Annotated in this window: 12 protein-coding genes; 4 read left to right on the top strand and 8 right to left on the bottom strand. The window is 73.5% G+C overall.

All coding sequences use genetic code 11. From position 1 onward, the window contains the following. Positions 1-38: 38 nt before the first annotated feature. From ACF07V_RS15720 to ACF07V_RS15710, 3 genes are read right to left on the bottom strand one after another with little or no spacing between them, the layout of a single operon-like run. Positions 39-773, bottom strand: coding sequence for an SseB family protein (locus ACF07V_RS15720; RefSeq protein WP_392154540.1), 735 nt, complete (start codon positions 771-773; stop codon positions 39-41). Between the two features lie 42 nt (positions 774-815). Further along, positions 816-1,997 (bottom strand): type VII secretion-associated serine protease mycosin, encoded by a 1,182-nt coding sequence (mycP, locus tag ACF07V_RS15715; protein ID WP_392154538.1) that lies wholly within the window; start codon positions 1,995-1,997, stop codon positions 816-818. Further along, positions 1,994-3,616 carry a hypothetical protein gene (locus ACF07V_RS15710; protein WP_392154536.1) on the bottom strand — a complete coding sequence of 541 codons (1,623 nt, stop codon included), beginning with the start codon at positions 3,614-3,616 and terminating at the stop codon, positions 1,994-1,996. Before ACF07V_RS15710 ends, mycP begins: the two co-directional genes overlap by 4 nt. 109 nt (positions 3,617-3,725) lie before the next feature. Here ACF07V_RS15710 and ACF07V_RS15705 point away from each other — a divergent pair, with 109 nt between their 5' ends. Further along, positions 3,726-4,928 carry an amino acid deaminase/aldolase gene (locus tag ACF07V_RS15705; RefSeq protein WP_392154534.1) on the top strand — a complete coding sequence of 401 codons (1,203 nt, stop codon included), beginning with the start codon at positions 3,726-3,728 and terminating at the stop codon, positions 4,926-4,928. Between the two features lie 3 nt (positions 4,929-4,931). Here ACF07V_RS15705 and ACF07V_RS15700 read toward each other — a convergent pair whose 3' ends face one another. From ACF07V_RS15700 to ACF07V_RS15685, 4 genes are all read right to left on the bottom strand, one after another. Next, positions 4,932-6,188 carry a haloacid dehalogenase-like hydrolase gene (locus tag ACF07V_RS15700; RefSeq protein WP_392154532.1) on the bottom strand — a complete coding sequence of 419 codons (1,257 nt, stop codon included), beginning with the start codon at positions 6,186-6,188 and terminating at the stop codon, positions 4,932-4,934. A gap of 81 nt (positions 6,189-6,269) precedes the next feature. Beyond that, the gene (locus ACF07V_RS15695) at positions 6,270-7,055 is read right to left on the bottom strand and encodes a 3-oxoacyl-ACP reductase (protein ID WP_392154531.1); all 786 of its coding nucleotides are present in this window, start codon (positions 7,053-7,055) and stop codon (positions 6,270-6,272) included. A 5-nt stretch (positions 7,056-7,060) separates the two neighbouring features. Continuing rightward, positions 7,061-8,416, bottom strand: a complete 1,356-nt coding sequence (locus ACF07V_RS15690; RefSeq protein WP_392154529.1) for an aldehyde dehydrogenase family protein — start codon at positions 8,414-8,416, stop codon at positions 7,061-7,063. Between the two features lie 32 nt (positions 8,417-8,448). Beyond that, on the bottom strand, positions 8,449-9,813 hold the full coding sequence (locus tag ACF07V_RS15685) for a glutamine synthetase family protein (RefSeq protein WP_352020530.1): 1,365 nt from the start codon (positions 9,811-9,813) through the stop codon (positions 8,449-8,451). Positions 9,814-9,902: 89 nt separating this feature from the next. Between ACF07V_RS15685 and ACF07V_RS15680 the strand changes: the two genes are divergently transcribed. The 3 genes from ACF07V_RS15680 to ACF07V_RS15670 all read left to right on the top strand — a co-directional run bounded on the left by ACF07V_RS15680 (position 9,903) and on the right by ACF07V_RS15670 (position 12,899). Further along, positions 9,903-10,631: a FadR/GntR family transcriptional regulator gene (locus ACF07V_RS15680; protein WP_189804500.1), complete on the top strand. Its 729-nt coding sequence runs from the start codon at positions 9,903-9,905 to the stop codon at positions 10,629-10,631. A gap of 118 nt (positions 10,632-10,749) precedes the next feature. After that, complete coding sequence (gene eat / locus ACF07V_RS15675; RefSeq protein WP_392154527.1) at positions 10,750-12,183, top strand: ethanolamine permease; 1,434 nt, start codon at positions 10,750-10,752, stop codon at positions 12,181-12,183. A gap of 35 nt (positions 12,184-12,218) precedes the next feature. Beyond that, the gene (locus tag ACF07V_RS15670; RefSeq protein WP_392154526.1) at positions 12,219-12,899 is read left to right on the top strand and encodes a gamma-glutamyl-gamma-aminobutyrate hydrolase family protein; all 681 of its coding nucleotides are present in this window, start codon (positions 12,219-12,221) and stop codon (positions 12,897-12,899) included. A gap of 189 nt (positions 12,900-13,088) precedes the next feature. On the opposite strand, the gene ACF07V_RS15665 is transcribed toward ACF07V_RS15670, so the two are convergent. Further along, positions 13,089-14,525, bottom strand: a complete 1,437-nt coding sequence (locus tag ACF07V_RS15665; protein WP_392154524.1) for a purine-cytosine permease family protein — start codon at positions 14,523-14,525, stop codon at positions 13,089-13,091. Positions 14,526-14,561: the final 36 nt, after the last annotated feature.

The following is a 14,561-nucleotide window of genomic DNA, read 5'->3' as shown; positions in this document are numbered from 1 at the left end:
AGACAGCAGCCACGGGGCCGGTGTACGGCTGGAAGCCTTTAGTGCTTGACGTAGAAGGGCTCGCCCGGAGGCGTGGCCGAGGCCGGCAGGAGTGCCAGGTCGAGGCCCCGCACCAGGCGGGCCCTCAGTGTTTCGTCGGCGGCCAGCGCGCGGGCCACGCGCTGGGCGGCCTCCGCCGGGGAGGCGTCCTCGGCGAGGACCAGGGCGACGGTGCCGTCGGCGGTACCGGGTCCCAGGTGGGCGCGGAGGACCGCGGGCTCGGCGGCGACGACGGCGCGCACGGCCTCCCGTACGGCCGGGTCGTCGAGCGGATCGGCGCTGGACCGGCCCTCGGCGAGGGCGAGCAGGGCGGAGCCGGTCACCTGGTACGGCACGGGTCCCGCCATGTCCAGGACGAGGGTGTCCGCCTTCTCGTGGACGAGCGCGGCGAGCGCCTGCCGGGTCGGGACGGCCACGGGGCGGGCCTCCGGGTCCCAGAGGGCGAGCGAGGCGATCGAGGTGAAGGCCGGCAGGGCCCGCCGGTCGCCGGCCGTGAGGGTGGGGACGGCCATGTCGCTCGTCTTCTCCTGCTTCAGGCCCGTCTCGGGGTCGATCTCGACCTCGCCGAGGACGGCGACCACGGGGACGAGCAGCCGGGCCTCCTTCAGGGCTTCGAGGACGGGGCCGTGAGCGGTCCGGTCCTCCGCCCAGGCCGCGAGGGCCGCGGCGAGCCGCGGGTCGGCGGTGCCGTCGTCGTCGGAGAAACCGGGGTCCGGAATGTTCTTGAGCTCCACGCACCGAGCCTAACCGCCGGGCCGGGGCGGCCGGACAGGCCCCTACGGGGTCCGGTGGGCGCGGCGGAGGATCACGGCGGTGAGGAGCAGCAGGGCGCCGAGTCCGCCGGCGACGGGGGCGAGGAGGCCGAGGGGGCGGCTCTCCTCCGCGGCGGGGACGGGGCCGGGGCCGAAGTACCGGCCCTGGTAGCCGGTGGCGGTGTTCTTGGGGTCGCCGCCCTTGATCCGGCCCCCGGCGGCGATCGCGGCGGCCGGGTCGACCGTCCCGTAGCCCTTGGCGTCGCTGCGTCCGCCCTTCGGCCGGTTGCGGGCGGTGTCGACGAGGAGCCGCTTGACCTGGGCGGGGGTGAGGTCGGGGTGCGCGGCGCGGACGAGGGCGACGGCACCGGAGACGAACGCGGCGGCGGCGCTGGTGCCCCAGCCCTCGTAGTAGCGGCGGTCGGGGTCGGCGATGACGATGTCGTCGCCGGGGGCGCTGACGGTGGCGTACCAGCGGCGGGTGGAGAAGGAGGCGTGGGTGCCGTAGCGGTCGACGGCGGCGACCGCGATGACGCCGGGGTAGGCGGCGGGGTACGAGATGTGGTCGCCCTTCTCGCCGCCGTTGCCGGCGGAGGCGACGACGGTGACGCCCTTGGCGAGGGCGTACTGGACGGCGGCGTCCTCGCCCGCGTCGGGGTGGGCGGACTTGGAGTCGTCGCCGAGGGAGAGGTTGATGACGTCGGCGCCGTGGTCGGCGGCCCAGCGGATGCCCTCCGCGAGGGCCGAGCCGCGGGTCTTGCGGGCCTTGTCGCGGGCCTTGTCGGTGGACTCCAGGATGACCCGTACGGGCAGGATCCGGACGTCCGGAGCGACGCCGAGCACACCGTCCTGGGCGCCCGGGCCGTGGCCGTGTCCGGCGATGATGCCGGCCATGGCGGTGCCGTGCCGGGCCCAGGCGCGGTCGCCCTTCGACGCGCCGAAGCCGACGAGGTCGCGTCCGGTGAGGACCGAGCCGGCGAGGTCCGGGTGGTCGGCGTCGACGCCGGTGTCGAGGACGGCGACGGTGACGCCCCCGCCCTTGGTGGTGCGCCAGGCCTCCGTGGTGTGGAGGGCTTCGAGGCCCCACTGGCGGGCCCGGATGGTGTCGGCGTGCGCGGGGGCGGTGGTGGCGGGCAGGACGGAGAACGCGGCGGCGAGCAGGGCGACCGCGCCGCCCCTGGTCCGGCGGTGGGCGGGTCGGGTCACCGGGCGTTCTCCTTGGCGGCCGTGGTGGCGGCCGTGCGCAGCAGTCGTACGAGGCGTTCGGTGATGCCCTTGGCCTCGTGGCCGAGGCCGGACTGGGCGGTGGCGTCGATACGGTTCGCGGCCATGGCCTGGTCCGCGGGCACGGGCCCGCTCTCGGTCTTCCGGCCGTCGGCGAAGCCGGAGACGGCGGTGACGACGACGGGGAGGTCGGCGGGGGCGTTCAGCCACCAGGCGGCGCGCTGCGGGGCGCCGAAGCGTGCGGCGACGGTGCCGGGGCCGGCGAGGGCCGGCGGAACGTCGGCGCCGAGTCGGGCGGTGAGGCCCTGACCGAGGGTGCGCTGGGTGGAGGCGTCGGCTCGCGTGAAGACGAGACCGACGGTGATCACGCTGCTGGCGGTGGCGTCGGTGTACGTGGCGCGCAGGACGCGCTCGCAGCCGAGGGGCTGGACGGTTGCGAGGAGGCCCTTGGCGAGGACGGCGGGCGTGCAGGGGGCGTCCGGGGCGACGACGATCCGGGTCCAGGTGCGGTCGGCGCCGCCGGGGCCGGCGTCAGGTCCCGCCAGGGTGCGGGGGAAGAGGGTGTCGACGGGGGCGTTGTGCCAGAGGTCCTGGGCCTCGGTGTACCCGACGGGTTCGGCGGGCTTCCCGGGCTCGGCGGCGGCCAGCCAGACTCCGGTGAGAGCCCCGCCGACGAGCCCGAACCCGAGCACGGCGCAGACCGCGACGACGACACTCCGCCCGCCCCGCCGCGCCCGCACGGGCCGCAGCCGCGTGGTCACCTCGACGGGCATCTCGGGCGGCAGGGCCCCGGGCCGGTAGGAGTGGCGGTACGGGGGGAGGGCGTGCGACTGCGGGGAGGCGGGGGCGGTCGTGGGTGGGACGGGGGCGACTGCGGGCCCGGTGGGTCCGCCCACGGGCTGGGCAGGGGCCACCGCCGGCCGGGCGGGTCCGCCCGCTGAGCGGGCAGGGGTCGTCGTCGGCCGGGCGAGTCCGCCCGAGCGGGCAGGGGCCACCACCGGCCGGGCGGGTCCGCCCGCTGAGCGGGCAGGGGTCGTCGTCGGCCGGGCGGGGGCAGTCCGGGGTCGGACGCCGAACTCCGGCGGCCCGGTGGGCGCCGGTGTCGGCGCGGCCGGGGCGGGCAGCGGGGCGGCCGGGTTGGGGGCCGTCGGGGTGATCGGGCGGAGGCGGGTGGTCGTCTCCACCGGCGGGAGCTCCGTGGCGTCCCTCGGTCGGAGGTCCGCGGCGTCCCGCGGGGCGAGGTCCGTGGCGTCGCTCGACACGAGGTCCGTCGCCTCCCGCGGCGCGAGGCCCATCGCCCCCGCCGGCTGGCGGTCCGTGGCGTCCCTCGGGGGGAGGGCCGTCGCCTCCCGCGGCGCGAGGTCCATGGTCCCTACCGGCTGGCGGTCCGTGGCGTCGCTCGACACGAGGGCCGTCGCCTCCCTCGGCGCGAGGTCCATCGCCCCCGCCAGCTGGCGGTCCGTGGTCTCCCGCTGCGGAAGGGCCCTGGCCTCCCGGGGCCCGAGGTGCGCGGCGTCCTTCGGCGTGAGGTCCGCGGTTTCCCCCGCCGGCAGCAGGGCGTCCGTGATGCGGGAGGTCGTGGGGTCGTGCTCGACCGTCATCCCCGTCCCCCCGCTCGTGTCGACAATGCCCGTCACTCTACGGGCTGTTCCCCCGCGTGCGGGAACCCAGGGGCTACCCACCCCCAAACCGGTCTGGCAAGCTCGGGCCATGACTCCCCGTGCCGCCGACCGGGCCCGATACGACCGGGCCACCGCCCATCTCGACGCGCCCGTGGCGATCGTCGATCTGGAGGCCTTCGACGCCAACGCGGCGGACCTCGTGCGCCGGGCCGGGGGCAAGCCGGTCCGGGTGGCGAGCAAGTCCGTGCGGTGCCGGGCGCTGCTCGAACGGGTCCTCGCGCGGGACGGCTTCGCCGGGATCATGTCGTTCACGCTCGACGAGTCGCTGTGGCTGGCGCGGGCCGGGTTCGAGGACGTCCTGCTCGCGTACCCCTCGGCGGACCGTGCCGGGTTCGGCGAGCTCGTGCGGGATCCGAAGCTCGCCGCCGCGGTCACCGTGATGGTCGACGACGTGGCGCAGCTCGATCTGATCGACGCCGCACGGGCCGGCGGGACCGAGGAGGTGCGGGTCTGTCTGGAGCTGGACACCGCGCTGCATCTGTTCGGCGGGCGGATCAGGGTCGGGGCCCGGCGATCCCCGCTGCGGACCCCGGCCGACCTGGCCGAGCTGGCCCGCTCCGTCGTGCGGCGGCCGGGTTTCCGGCTCGTCGGGATCATGGCGTACGAGGGGCACGTCGCCGGGGTCGGGGACGCGGTCTCGGGCAGGCCGCTGAGGTCTCGGGCGATCCGGCTCATGCAGTCCGCCGCCCGCAAGGAGCTCGCCGAGCGCCGCGCGGCCGTGGTGCGGGCCGTCCGGGCGGTGGCGCCGGACCTGGAGTTCGTGAACGGCGGCGGCACCGGAAGCGTGCAGCACACGGCCGCCGAGGACGCGGTGACGGAGATCGCCGCCGGGTCCGGCCTCTTCGTGCCGCGTCTCTTCGACAACTACACGTCCTTCAGCGGCCGCCCCGCCGCTCTCTTCGCGCAGCCGGTCGTCCGCCGCCCCGGTGTGGGCGTGGTGACGGTGCTCGGGGGCGGTTACCCGGCCTCCGGTGCCGCCGGCCCGGACCGGCTGCCCGTCCCGTACCTGCCGGAGGGGCTCAGGTACGACCCTCAGGAGGGTCCGGGCGAGGTGCAGACGCCGCTGCTGGGCTCCCCGGCCGACGATCTGCGCATCGGCGACAAGGTCTGGTTCCGGCACGCGAAGGCCGGGGAGCTGTGCGAACGGTTCGAGAGCCTGCACCTGGTCGAGGGCGATCGCGTCACGGCGACCGTGCCCACCTATCGGGGCGAGGGCATGACGTTCCTGTAGGAACTAGAAGACCGTGTCCAGCTGGTCCGGGACGATGCTGCCGTCCGTGCGCCGGACCGGCTGGGCCGTGCCGTCGCTCGCCGTGTAGCCGGTCGTCGAGCAGGGGTACGCGCTGGTCTTCCGCTTCTTCGGCTCGATGAACATGGGGTTCACCAGCCAGCGCCCGTCGCCGTTCTCGTACGCCCGGCACATGAGTTCGTTCTTGTTGCGGTTGAGGACGAGGCGCAGTCCGGTGGCGTCGCGCAGGAACGAGATGTCCGTGTCGGAGTCGCCCGCGGCGAAGACCTGGCGGCGGGCGGCGGGCTGGACGCGCTCGGCGGCGGGGCCCTGGACGCCGAGGATCTCCTGGTTGATCCAGCAGCGCTTGCCGTCGATGTAGGTGATCAGAGCGTCCTCGCCGTCCCGGACGCTGCCGCAGCCCTTGAGGTGGCTGGTGAGGCGGCCGTGGTCGGTGGTGTTGCGGATGCCGAGGGCGTGGGAGGGGTCGATGCCGACGCCCTTCGCCCAGACGTCGACGACGGGCTCGGGCGAGGCGGAGACGATCCAGACGTCGAAGCCGCCGTCCTGGAGGGTGCGGATCAGGTCCCGCTGCTGGTCGTAGTAGCGGACCCAGCCGGTGACGCGGGAGGTGCCGACCTGCTGGGTGGCGCCCTGCGGCGCGGCGAGGTTCTCGGCGCGGGCGGCGGCCGCGAAGGAGGCGGCCTGGCGGGTGGTCCAGCCGTGCAGGAGCTGGGCGAGCCAGGCGTACTGGGGCTCCATGCGGCGGTGGTCGTATCCGGCGAAGGCGGTCTTCCCGCCGGTGGTGGCGCCCGATCCGTACACGGAGAGGAGTTCGTCGGCGCAGCGGGCGTCGGTGGCGGTGGGGAGGGTGCGGACGCCGGTGGGGCAGGCCTCGCCGAGGGCGGTCGCGGCCTCGGGGGTGAGGTAGCGGCTGGTGGTGGCCCAGTCGCCGTCCTCGGGCGCCCGGACGCGGTCGTTGCGGAGGAGCCAGTAGAAGGTGGCGTCGCCGACGTCGTTCTTGATGACGGTGTTGTCCCAGTCGAAGACCGCGACGGGCTTCTTCCCGCCCTTGTGGCGGTCCTCGCAGTGGTCGGCGATCAGGGCGTCGATGCGGGCCTTGTTGTCGCCGTACCAGCCCTCGGAGCTGTTCAGGGTGGGGCACTCGGCGGGCTTCGCCTCGGCGTTGGCCGCGGGGAGGAGGCCGGTGGCGGCGAGGGCGAGGGCGGCCGCGGCGGCGGTGGTGCGGAGCTTGTCGTTCATGAACACCCTCCTGGGTGTACGCAGGACAGCCGGGCGCCTTGCGACGCCCGGCTGTCGGGTGGGGGGATTCGAGGTGAACGGTTAGAGCGGGGTCACGTACGCGCCGGAGATGCCGCCGTCGACGAGGAAGTCGCTGGCGTTGACGAAGGAGGAGTCGTCGCTCGCGAGGAAGGCGACGGCGGCGGCGATCTCCTCGGCCTCGGCGAAGCGGCCGACGGGGATGTGGACGAGGCGGCGCGCGGCCCGCTCGGGGTCCTTGGCGAACAGCTCCTGGAGCAGCGGGGTGTTGACCGGCCCGGGGCACAGGGCGTTGACGCGGATGCCCTCGCGGGCGAACTGGACGCCCAGTTCGCGGGACATGGCGAGGACGCCGCCCTTGGACGCGGTGTACGAGATCTGGCTGGTGGCCGCGCCCATGATGGCGACGAAGGAGGCGGTGTTGATGATGGAGCCCTTGCCCTGGCGGCGCATGTAGGGCAGCGCGGCCTTGCAGCAGAGGTACACGGAGGTCAGGTTGACGTCCTGGACGCGCTTCCAGGCCTCCAGGCCGGTCTCCAGGATGGAGTCGTCGTCGGGGGGCGAGATGCCGGCGTTGTTGAAGGCGATGTCGACGGAGCCGTACGTGTCGAAGGCGACCTTGAAGAGGTTCTCGACCTCCTCGGGGTCCGTGACGTCGACCTGCACGAAGGTGCCGCCGACCTCTTCCGCGGCCGCCTTGCCGGCGGTCTCGTCGATGTCGCCGCAGACGACGTTGGCGCCTTCGGAGGCGAGGCGGCGGGCGGTGGCGAGGCCGATGCCGCTGCCGGCTCCGGTGATGACGGCGGTACGGCCGACGAGGCGGCGGCAGATGTTCTCTTCGGTGGTCATGGGGGTCAGGCCTCCGTGCTGATGAAGACGTTCTTGGTTTCGGTGAAGGCGGTCAGGGCGTCGGGGCCGAGTTCCCGGCCGAGGCCGGACTGCTGGTAGCCGCCGAACGGGGTCCAGTAGCGGACGCTGGAGTGGGAGTTGACGGAGAGGTTGCCGGCCCGGACGGCGCGGGAGGCGCGCAGGGCGCGGCCGACGTCACGGGTCCAGATCGAGCCGGACAGGCCGTACTCGGTGGCGTTGGCGAGGCGGATCGCGTCGGCCTCGTCCTCGAAGGGGAGGACGACGGCGACGGGTCCGAAGATCTCCTCGACGGCGCAGGGGGCGGTCTCGGGGACGCCGGTGAGGACGGTCGGCGGGAACCAGAAGCCGGGTCCCTCGGGGGCCTTGCCGCGGATCCCTTCGAGATCGTCGGTGACGTAGGAGCGCACCCGGTCGAGCTGGGCGCGGGAGATGAGCGGGCCCATCTGGGTGCGCTCGTCGTTCGGGTCGCCGACGACGATCTCCTCGATGGCGGGGGTGAGGAGCTCCAGGAAGCGGTCGTACGCGCTCCGCTGGACGAGGATGCGGGTGCGGGCGCAGCAGTCCTGGCCGCTGTTGTCGAGGAAGGACATCGGGGCGGCCGCCGCCGCGGCCTCCAGGTCCGCGTCGGCGAAGACGATGTTGGGGCTCTTGCCGCCGAGTTCGAGGGTGACCCGCTTCACCTGGTCGGCGCACTTCGCCATGATCGACTTTCCGACCCGGGTGGAGCCGGTGAAGACGATCTTGGCGATGCCGGGGTGTTCGACGAGGGCGTTCCCGGCGACGGGTCCGGTACCGGGGAGGACCTGGAAGAGGCCTTCGGGAAGGCCGGCCTCCAGGGCGAGTTCGGCGAGGCGGAGCGCGGTGAGGGGGGTGGTCTCGGCCGGCTTGAGGAGGACGGCGTTGCCGGCGGCGAGGGCGGGCGCGGTGGCCCAGGCGGCGATCGGCATGGGGAAGTTCCAGGGGGCGATGACGCCGACCACCCCGAGGGGTTCGAGGATCGTGATGTCGAGGCCGCCGGCCACCGGGATCTGGCGGCCGTTGAGCCGCTCCACTCCCCCGGCGGCGAAGTCGAGCAGGTCGCGGACGTTGCCGGCCTCCCAGCGGGCGTTGCCGATGGTGTGGCCGGCCTCGGTGACCTCCAGGCGCGCGAGCTCCTCGATGTGGTCGTCGACGACGGCCGCGAAGCGGCGCAGCAGCCGGGCCCGGTCGGCGGGCGCGGCGGCGGCCCAGCCGCGCTGGGCGGCGGTGGCGCGGGCGACGGCGGCGTTGACGTCGGCGGGGGTGGCGGCCGGGACGGTGGCGACCGGTTCCTCGGTCGCCGGGTTCAGTACCTGGAGCAACTCGTTCCTCTCACGTGTCGCAGGTGTGGTTCTCAGAGGCGTTCGAAGGAGCGGCGCAGCTCCCAGTCGGTCACCGCCGCGTCGAAGGCGTCGAGTTCGACGCGGGCCATGTTGCGGTAGTGGGCGACGACCTCGGCGCCGAAGGCGGCCTTGGCGATCTCGCTGGTCTCCCAGAGTTCGGCGGCCTCGCGCAGGGTGGTGGGGACGTGCGCGTACTCGGCGGTGTACGCGTTCCCGGTGCAGGGCGGGGGCAGTTCGAGGCGCTGCTCGATGCCGTACAGGCCGGCGGCGACCAGGCCGGCGACGGCGAGGTAGGGGTTGACGTCGCCGCCGGGGAGGCGGTTCTCGAAGCGGGTGGAGCGGCCGTGGCCGACGACCCGGAGCGAGCAGGTGCGGTTGTCGTGGCCCCAGGCGACGGCGGTGGGCGCGAAGGAGCCGGGCTGGAACCGCTTGTAGGAGTTGATGTTCGGGGCGTAGAGGAGGGAGAAGTCACGGAGGGCGGCGAGCTGTCCTGCGAGGAAGTGCCGCATGGTCTCGGACATGCCGTGGGCGTCGTCCCCGGCCATCACGTTGTGTCCCTCGGCGTCCTGGAGGGAGAGGTGGATGTGACAGGAGTTGCCCTCGCGCTCGTTGTACTTCGCCATGAAGGTGAGCGAGCAGCCCTCCTGGGCGGCGATCTCCTTGGCGCCCGTCTTGTAGACGGCGTGCTGGTCGCAGGTGACGAGGGCCTCGTCGTACTTGAAGGCGATCTCGTGCTGGCCGGGGTTGCACTCGCCCTTGGCGGACTCGACGGTGAGTCCGGCGCCGGTCATCTCGTTGCGGATGCGGCGCAGGAGGGGTTCGATGCGTCCGGTACCGAGGACGGAGTAGTCGATGTTGTACTGGTTGGCGGGGGTGAGGCCGCGGTAGTTCGCGTCCCAGGCCTGCTCGTAGCTGTCCTTGAAGACGATGAACTCGAGCTCGGTGCCGACGTGGGCGGTGAGGCCGAGCTCCGCGAGGCGCTCCAGCTGGCGGCGGAGGATCTGGCGGGGCGCGGCGACGACCGGGGTGCCGTCGGCCCAGGCGAGGTCGGCCGTCACCATGGCGGTGGCGTCGTTCCAGGGGAGGCGGCGGAGGGTGGTGAGGTCGGGGTGCATCGCGAAGTCGCCGTAGCCGCGGTCCCAGGAGGACATCTCGTAGCCGTCGACGGTGTTCATCTCGGTGTCGACGGCGAGGAGGTAGTTGCAGCCCTCGGTGCCGTGGCCGAGGACCTCGTCCAGGAAGAACGGTGCGGCGAACCGCTTGCCCTGGAGTCGTCCCTGCATGTCGGGGAAAGCCAGGACAACGGTGTCGATCTCGCCGCTCGCGACGAGGGCGCGGAGCTCCTCGACGGTGAGCGGGGGTGTGCGGTCTGCCACGGGATTGCTCCTCCTTCGGCCTGCCGGGAGCCATAAGGTATTGCGGAAGACCATTGCTTGGGAAGTGCTGGAGAAAGGGAAACGAGAACGTGGCCAGTACGAGTGAATCGGCGGACCGGCTGACGCCCGTGCTGCGGCCGGTGCGGGCGGGCAACGGATTCGAGGAGGCCCTGGAGCAGATCCTCCAGGTGGTGCGGCTCGGTCTGGTGCCCGGCGGGGAGCGGCTGCCCGCCGAGCGGGAGCTCGCGGACCGGATGGGGATCAGCCGGGTGACCCTGCGCGAGGTCCTCAAGGTCCTCCAGGAGCAGGGGCTCGTGGAGAGCCGGCGCGGCCGGTACGGCGGAACGTTCGTGCTGCCCCGGACACAGACGGCCGACGAGGACGAGCTGCGCCGCCGGATCGCCACGGTCGACATGGAGGACACCCTCCGCTTCCGTGAGGTGCTCGAGGTGGGGGCCGCCGGGCTGTGCGCGGCCCACGGTCTCGACGCGGCGGGCGCCGAGCGGCTGCGGACGGCCGTGGCGGCGACCCATGACGCCCCGCTGGCCGATTACCGCCGTCAGGACACCCTGCTCCACCTCACCCTCGCGGAGCTCTCCGGCTCGCCGACGCTGACGGCCCAGTACGCCGCCGTCCGCGCGACGGTGAACGACCTCCTGGACTGCATCCCCCTGCTCGTACGCAATCTGGAGCACTCCCAGCACCAGCACACCGCCCTGGTGGAGGCGGTGCTCGACGGGGACGCGGACGCGGCGCGCGAGGTGATGCGGGAGCACTGCGCGGGCACGGCGGCGCTGCTGCGGGGCTTCCTGACGTGACGGGAAGGCGGACGGCGGCGTAACCCGAAAGTAACGCACGGGGGTTGCGCTCCCCCGTCGGCCACCGCAAAGGTATGGATCCATTCCATTGGGCCCGTTGCGGGGAGCTGACGCTGCCATGACGCTCGAAGACACCACGCCGACGAAGGACGACTATCTGGAGCGCCGGGCCCTGCGCCGCGGCAGCGCCGGCTGGCTGCTGCTGACCGGCCTCGGCGTGGCGTACGTCGTGTCGGGGGACTTCTCCGGCTGGAACATCGGCCTGTCGAAGGGCGGCTTCGGCGGGCTCGCCGTCGCCACCGTCCTGATGGGCGCGATGTACGCCTGTCTGGTCTTCGCGCTCGCCGAGCTCTCCGCCATCCTGCCCACCGCGGGCGGCGGCTACGGCTTCGCGCGCCGGGCGCTCGGCACCTGGGGCGGCTTCCTGACCGGCACCGCGATCCTCATCGAGTACATCCTGGCCCCCGCCGCGATCTCCATCTTCATCGGCGACTACGTGGAGTCCCTGGGACTCTTCGGCCTGGAGTCCGGCTGGCCGGTCTATCTGGTCTGCTTCGCTCTCTTCATCGGCATCCACCTGTGGGGCGTGGGCGAGGCGCTGCGTTTCAGCCTGATCGTGACGGCGATCGCGGTCGCGGCCCTGATCGTCTTCGCGCTCGGCGCGTTCACCGACTTCCACGTGGACGGCCTGAACGACATCCCGGTCGACGGCGGGGCCCTCGGGTCGAACTCCTGGCTGCCCTTCGGGCTCCTCGGGATCTGGGCCGCCTTCCCCTTCGGCATGTGGTTCTTCCTGGGCGTCGAGGGCGTGCCGCTCGCCGCCGAGGAGGCCAAGGACCCGGTGCGGTCGATGCCGAAGGCCCTGGCGATCTCCATGGGGATCCTGGTGCTGCTCGCCGTCATGACCTTCTTCGCCGCCACCGGGGCGCGCGGTGCGGCCGCCGTCCAGGAGGCCGGGAACCCGCTGGTCGTGGCGCTCCAGGGCGACGGGGAGCCGACCGCGCTCAGCCGCTTCGTGAACTACGCGGGCCTCGCGGGCCTGGTCGCCTCCTTCTTCTCCCTCATCTACGCCGGCTCGCGCCAGCTGTTCGCCCTCTCCCGGGCGGGCTATCTGCCCCGGTTCCTCTCCCTGACCAGCCGCCGCAAGTCGCCGTACCTGGGACTGCTCATCCCCGGCGCCATCGGCTTCGCCCTCGCCGCCGGGACCGGGAACGGGGCGCGGATGCTGAACATCGCGGTCTTCGGCGCCACCATCTCGTACGCCCTGATGGCGCTCTCCCACATCGTGCTGCGCCGCCGGGAGCCGGGCCTGCACCGGCCGTACCGCACGCCCGGCGGGATCGTGACCTCGTCGGTGGCCTTCGTCCTGGCCCTCTCGGCGCTGGTCGCGACCTTCCTGGTGGACCGGACGGCGGCGTTCATGGCGCTCGGGGTGTACGTGATCGCCCTCGCCTACTTCGCGTTCTACAGTCGGCACCATCTGGTGGCCAGCGCGCCCGAGGAGGAGTTCGCGGCGCTCGCCGCGGCCGAGGCCGAGCTCGAACGCGACTGATCCACCCGACTCTCCGCACCTCTGGAGGAAGTTCCGTGACCAAGCCGCTGATCGGCGTGACCACCTACCTGGACCAGGCGCGCTGGGGCGTGTGGGACATGACCGCCGCGCTGCTTCCCGCGCAGTACCCGCGTCTCGTACGGGAGAGCGGCGGGCTCGCGGTGATGCTCCCGCCGGGCGGGCCCGAGGACGCGGCGGCGGTCGTGGCCCGGCTGGACGGCCTGGTCGTCGCGGGCGGGGCGGACGTCGAGCCCGTACGGTACGGGGCCGAGCCCGACCCCCGTACCGGCCCGCCGGCCCGGGCCCGGGACACCTGGGAGCTGGCCCTGATCGACGCGGCCCTGGCCTCCGGCACTCCGCTGCTCGGCATCTGCCGGGGCATGCAGCTCCTGAACGTCGCCCTCGGCGGCACGCTGATCCAGCACCTGGACGGGCACGTGGAGGCGGTCGGGGTGATCGGCCGGCACGCGGTGAAGCCGGTGCCGGGCACCCGGTACGCCTCGCTGGTGCCGGAGCTCGCCGAGGTCCCGACCTACCACCACCAGGCCGTGAACCGCCTGGGCGCGGGCCTCACGGCCTCGGCCCACGCGGAGGACGGCACGGTGGAGGCCGTGGAGACGGACGGCCCGGGGTGGGTCCTCGGTGTGCAGTGGCACCCGGAGATGGGCGAGGACCTGCGGGTGATGCGGGGCCTGGTGGAGGCGGCGGCGCGCTAGGAGCGCGCGGGAGAACGGGAGGAGAAGCGGGGCGGCCGGGGTGGGCATCCGGCCGCCCCGCGCTTCGGGGGGGTGAGCCCGGAGGGGGCGGCGGAACTCCGCCCCCTCCGGGCTCGGGCGTGAGGGGGACCGCGGCCCTCACGGCCCGATGGGCAGGGGGCAGGGCCTGTGGGGCCCACCCCCCGCCGGTCAGAGGCTGGTCGCCGCCACCGCACGGCGGCCGAGCAGCACGTACAGGCCGGAGGCGACGATCATGCCGACCGGCATGGAGAGGTCGATCCCGCCGAGCGCCGACGCGACGGGGCCGGTGTAGAGGGTGTTGACGCAGAGGGCGGCCGAGGCCACGCCCAGGATCAGGGAGAGGGCGCCCGCCCAGTTGACGCCACCGGTGAACCAGAAGGGGCTGCCGGGGGTCTCGTCCGCGAGCGTGCGGCCGTCGTACCGGTTCCGGCGCAGCACGACGTCGGTGGCGTACACGGCCATGAGGGGGCCGATCAGGACCACGATCACCTGGAGGGCGTTGCTGACGGTGTCCAGGAAGTTGGAGACCAGCAGGCCGTAGAGGGTGGCGGCGACGGCGACGGTGCCGTCGAAGAGGACGCTGACGGTGCGTCGGATGCGCAGGCCGACGGCCTGGAGGGCGAGGCCCGCGCTGTACGCGGTCAGGGCGTTGATGGAGATCGTGCCGAGCACGAGGGCGAGCAGGAAGACGGGCACGAACCAGCCCGGCAGGATCTCCTGGAGCGCGTTCTGAGGGTCGGTCATGTCGACTGCGGTCGCGGCGAAGGCGCCGAGCGAGCCGACGACGATGCTGGGGACGAAGGCGCCGAGCGCGGTCCAGCCGGCGATCGCCTTCGGCGAGGCCGTACGGGGCAGGTAGCGGGAGAAGTCGGCGCTCGTCGTGTACGAGAGCGGGCCCGAGGCGACCATCGTGGTGCCCGCGATGATCACCGCCCAGAGGCCGACACCGGTCAGCGGCTCGGCCGGCGTGTACGAGAAGTCGGCGTGCCGGAAGACCGAGAGGGCGACGACGGTGAACGCGCCCGCCAGGGCCAGGGTGATCGGCAGGTACAGCTTGATGATCAGGGCGTGGCCGTAGACGCTGATGGCCAGCGTGAGGGCGGCGATCGCCACGATCACGGCCACCTTGACGGGGGTGTTCGCGGTGATGCCGGCCTTCTCGACGAGCGCGAACGCGGCGGTCGCGGCGGCGGCGAGGTTGAGCGCGAAGTAGCAGACGGAGACCAGCCAGCCGCCGATCGCGTTGTTCACCCGGTTGCCGATGACGCCGTACAGGGCGCGGGTGATCACCTCGCTGGGCGCACCCGCGGCGGGTCCGGAGGTGGCGAGGAGCCCGGTCAGGATCCAGAAGAGGTTGCCCACGACGGTGACGGCCACGGCCTGCCACAGGCTCAGGCCCATCAGGACGAGAGCGCCGCCGATGACGAGGCTGAGGTAGTTGACGTTCGCGGCGGCCCAGACGGAGAAGAGCTCGCGGGGATGCCCGTGGCGCTCGGTGTCGGGGATGTGATCGATGCCGTGGGCCTCGATGCGGCCGGGCCGGTCGGTGGCCGGCGGGGTGACCTCGGCGCGGGCGGCGCCGGGGTCGGGGATCGTGGAAGCCATGCGGCCCTCCGGATGCTGTCGTGCCCACCTGGTTGC

It is taken from the genome of Streptomyces sp. NPDC015661 (assembly GCF_043077765.1).
GTDB lineage: Bacteria > Actinomycetota > Actinomycetes > Streptomycetales > Streptomycetaceae > Streptomyces.
The sequence above is the reverse complement of the archived record's forward strand: the minus strand, read 5'-3'. Positions and strand labels throughout refer to the sequence as shown.

Bases quoted from the DNA above. Each gene is read 5' to 3' on its own strand.
- ACF07V_RS15710 (WP_392154536.1), bottom strand. From the start codon at position 3,616: ATGACGGTCGAGCACGACCCCACGACCTCCCGCATCACGGACGCCCTG.
- ACF07V_RS15705 (WP_392154534.1), top strand. From the start codon at position 3,726: ATGACTCCCCGTGCCGCCGACCGGGCCCGATACGACCGGGCCACCGCC.
- ACF07V_RS15700 (WP_392154532.1), bottom strand. From the start codon at position 6,188: ATGAACGACAAGCTCCGCACCACCGCCGCCGCGGCCGCCCTCGCCCTC.
- ACF07V_RS15695 (WP_392154531.1), bottom strand. From the start codon at position 7,055: ATGACCACCGAAGAGAACATCTGCCGCCGCCTCGTCGGCCGTACCGCC.
- eat (WP_392154527.1), top strand. From the start codon at position 10,750: ATGACGCTCGAAGACACCACGCCGACGAAGGACGACTATCTGGAGCGC.
- ACF07V_RS15665 (WP_392154524.1), bottom strand. From the start codon at position 14,525: ATGGCTTCCACGATCCCCGACCCCGGCGCCGCCCGCGCCGAGGTCACC.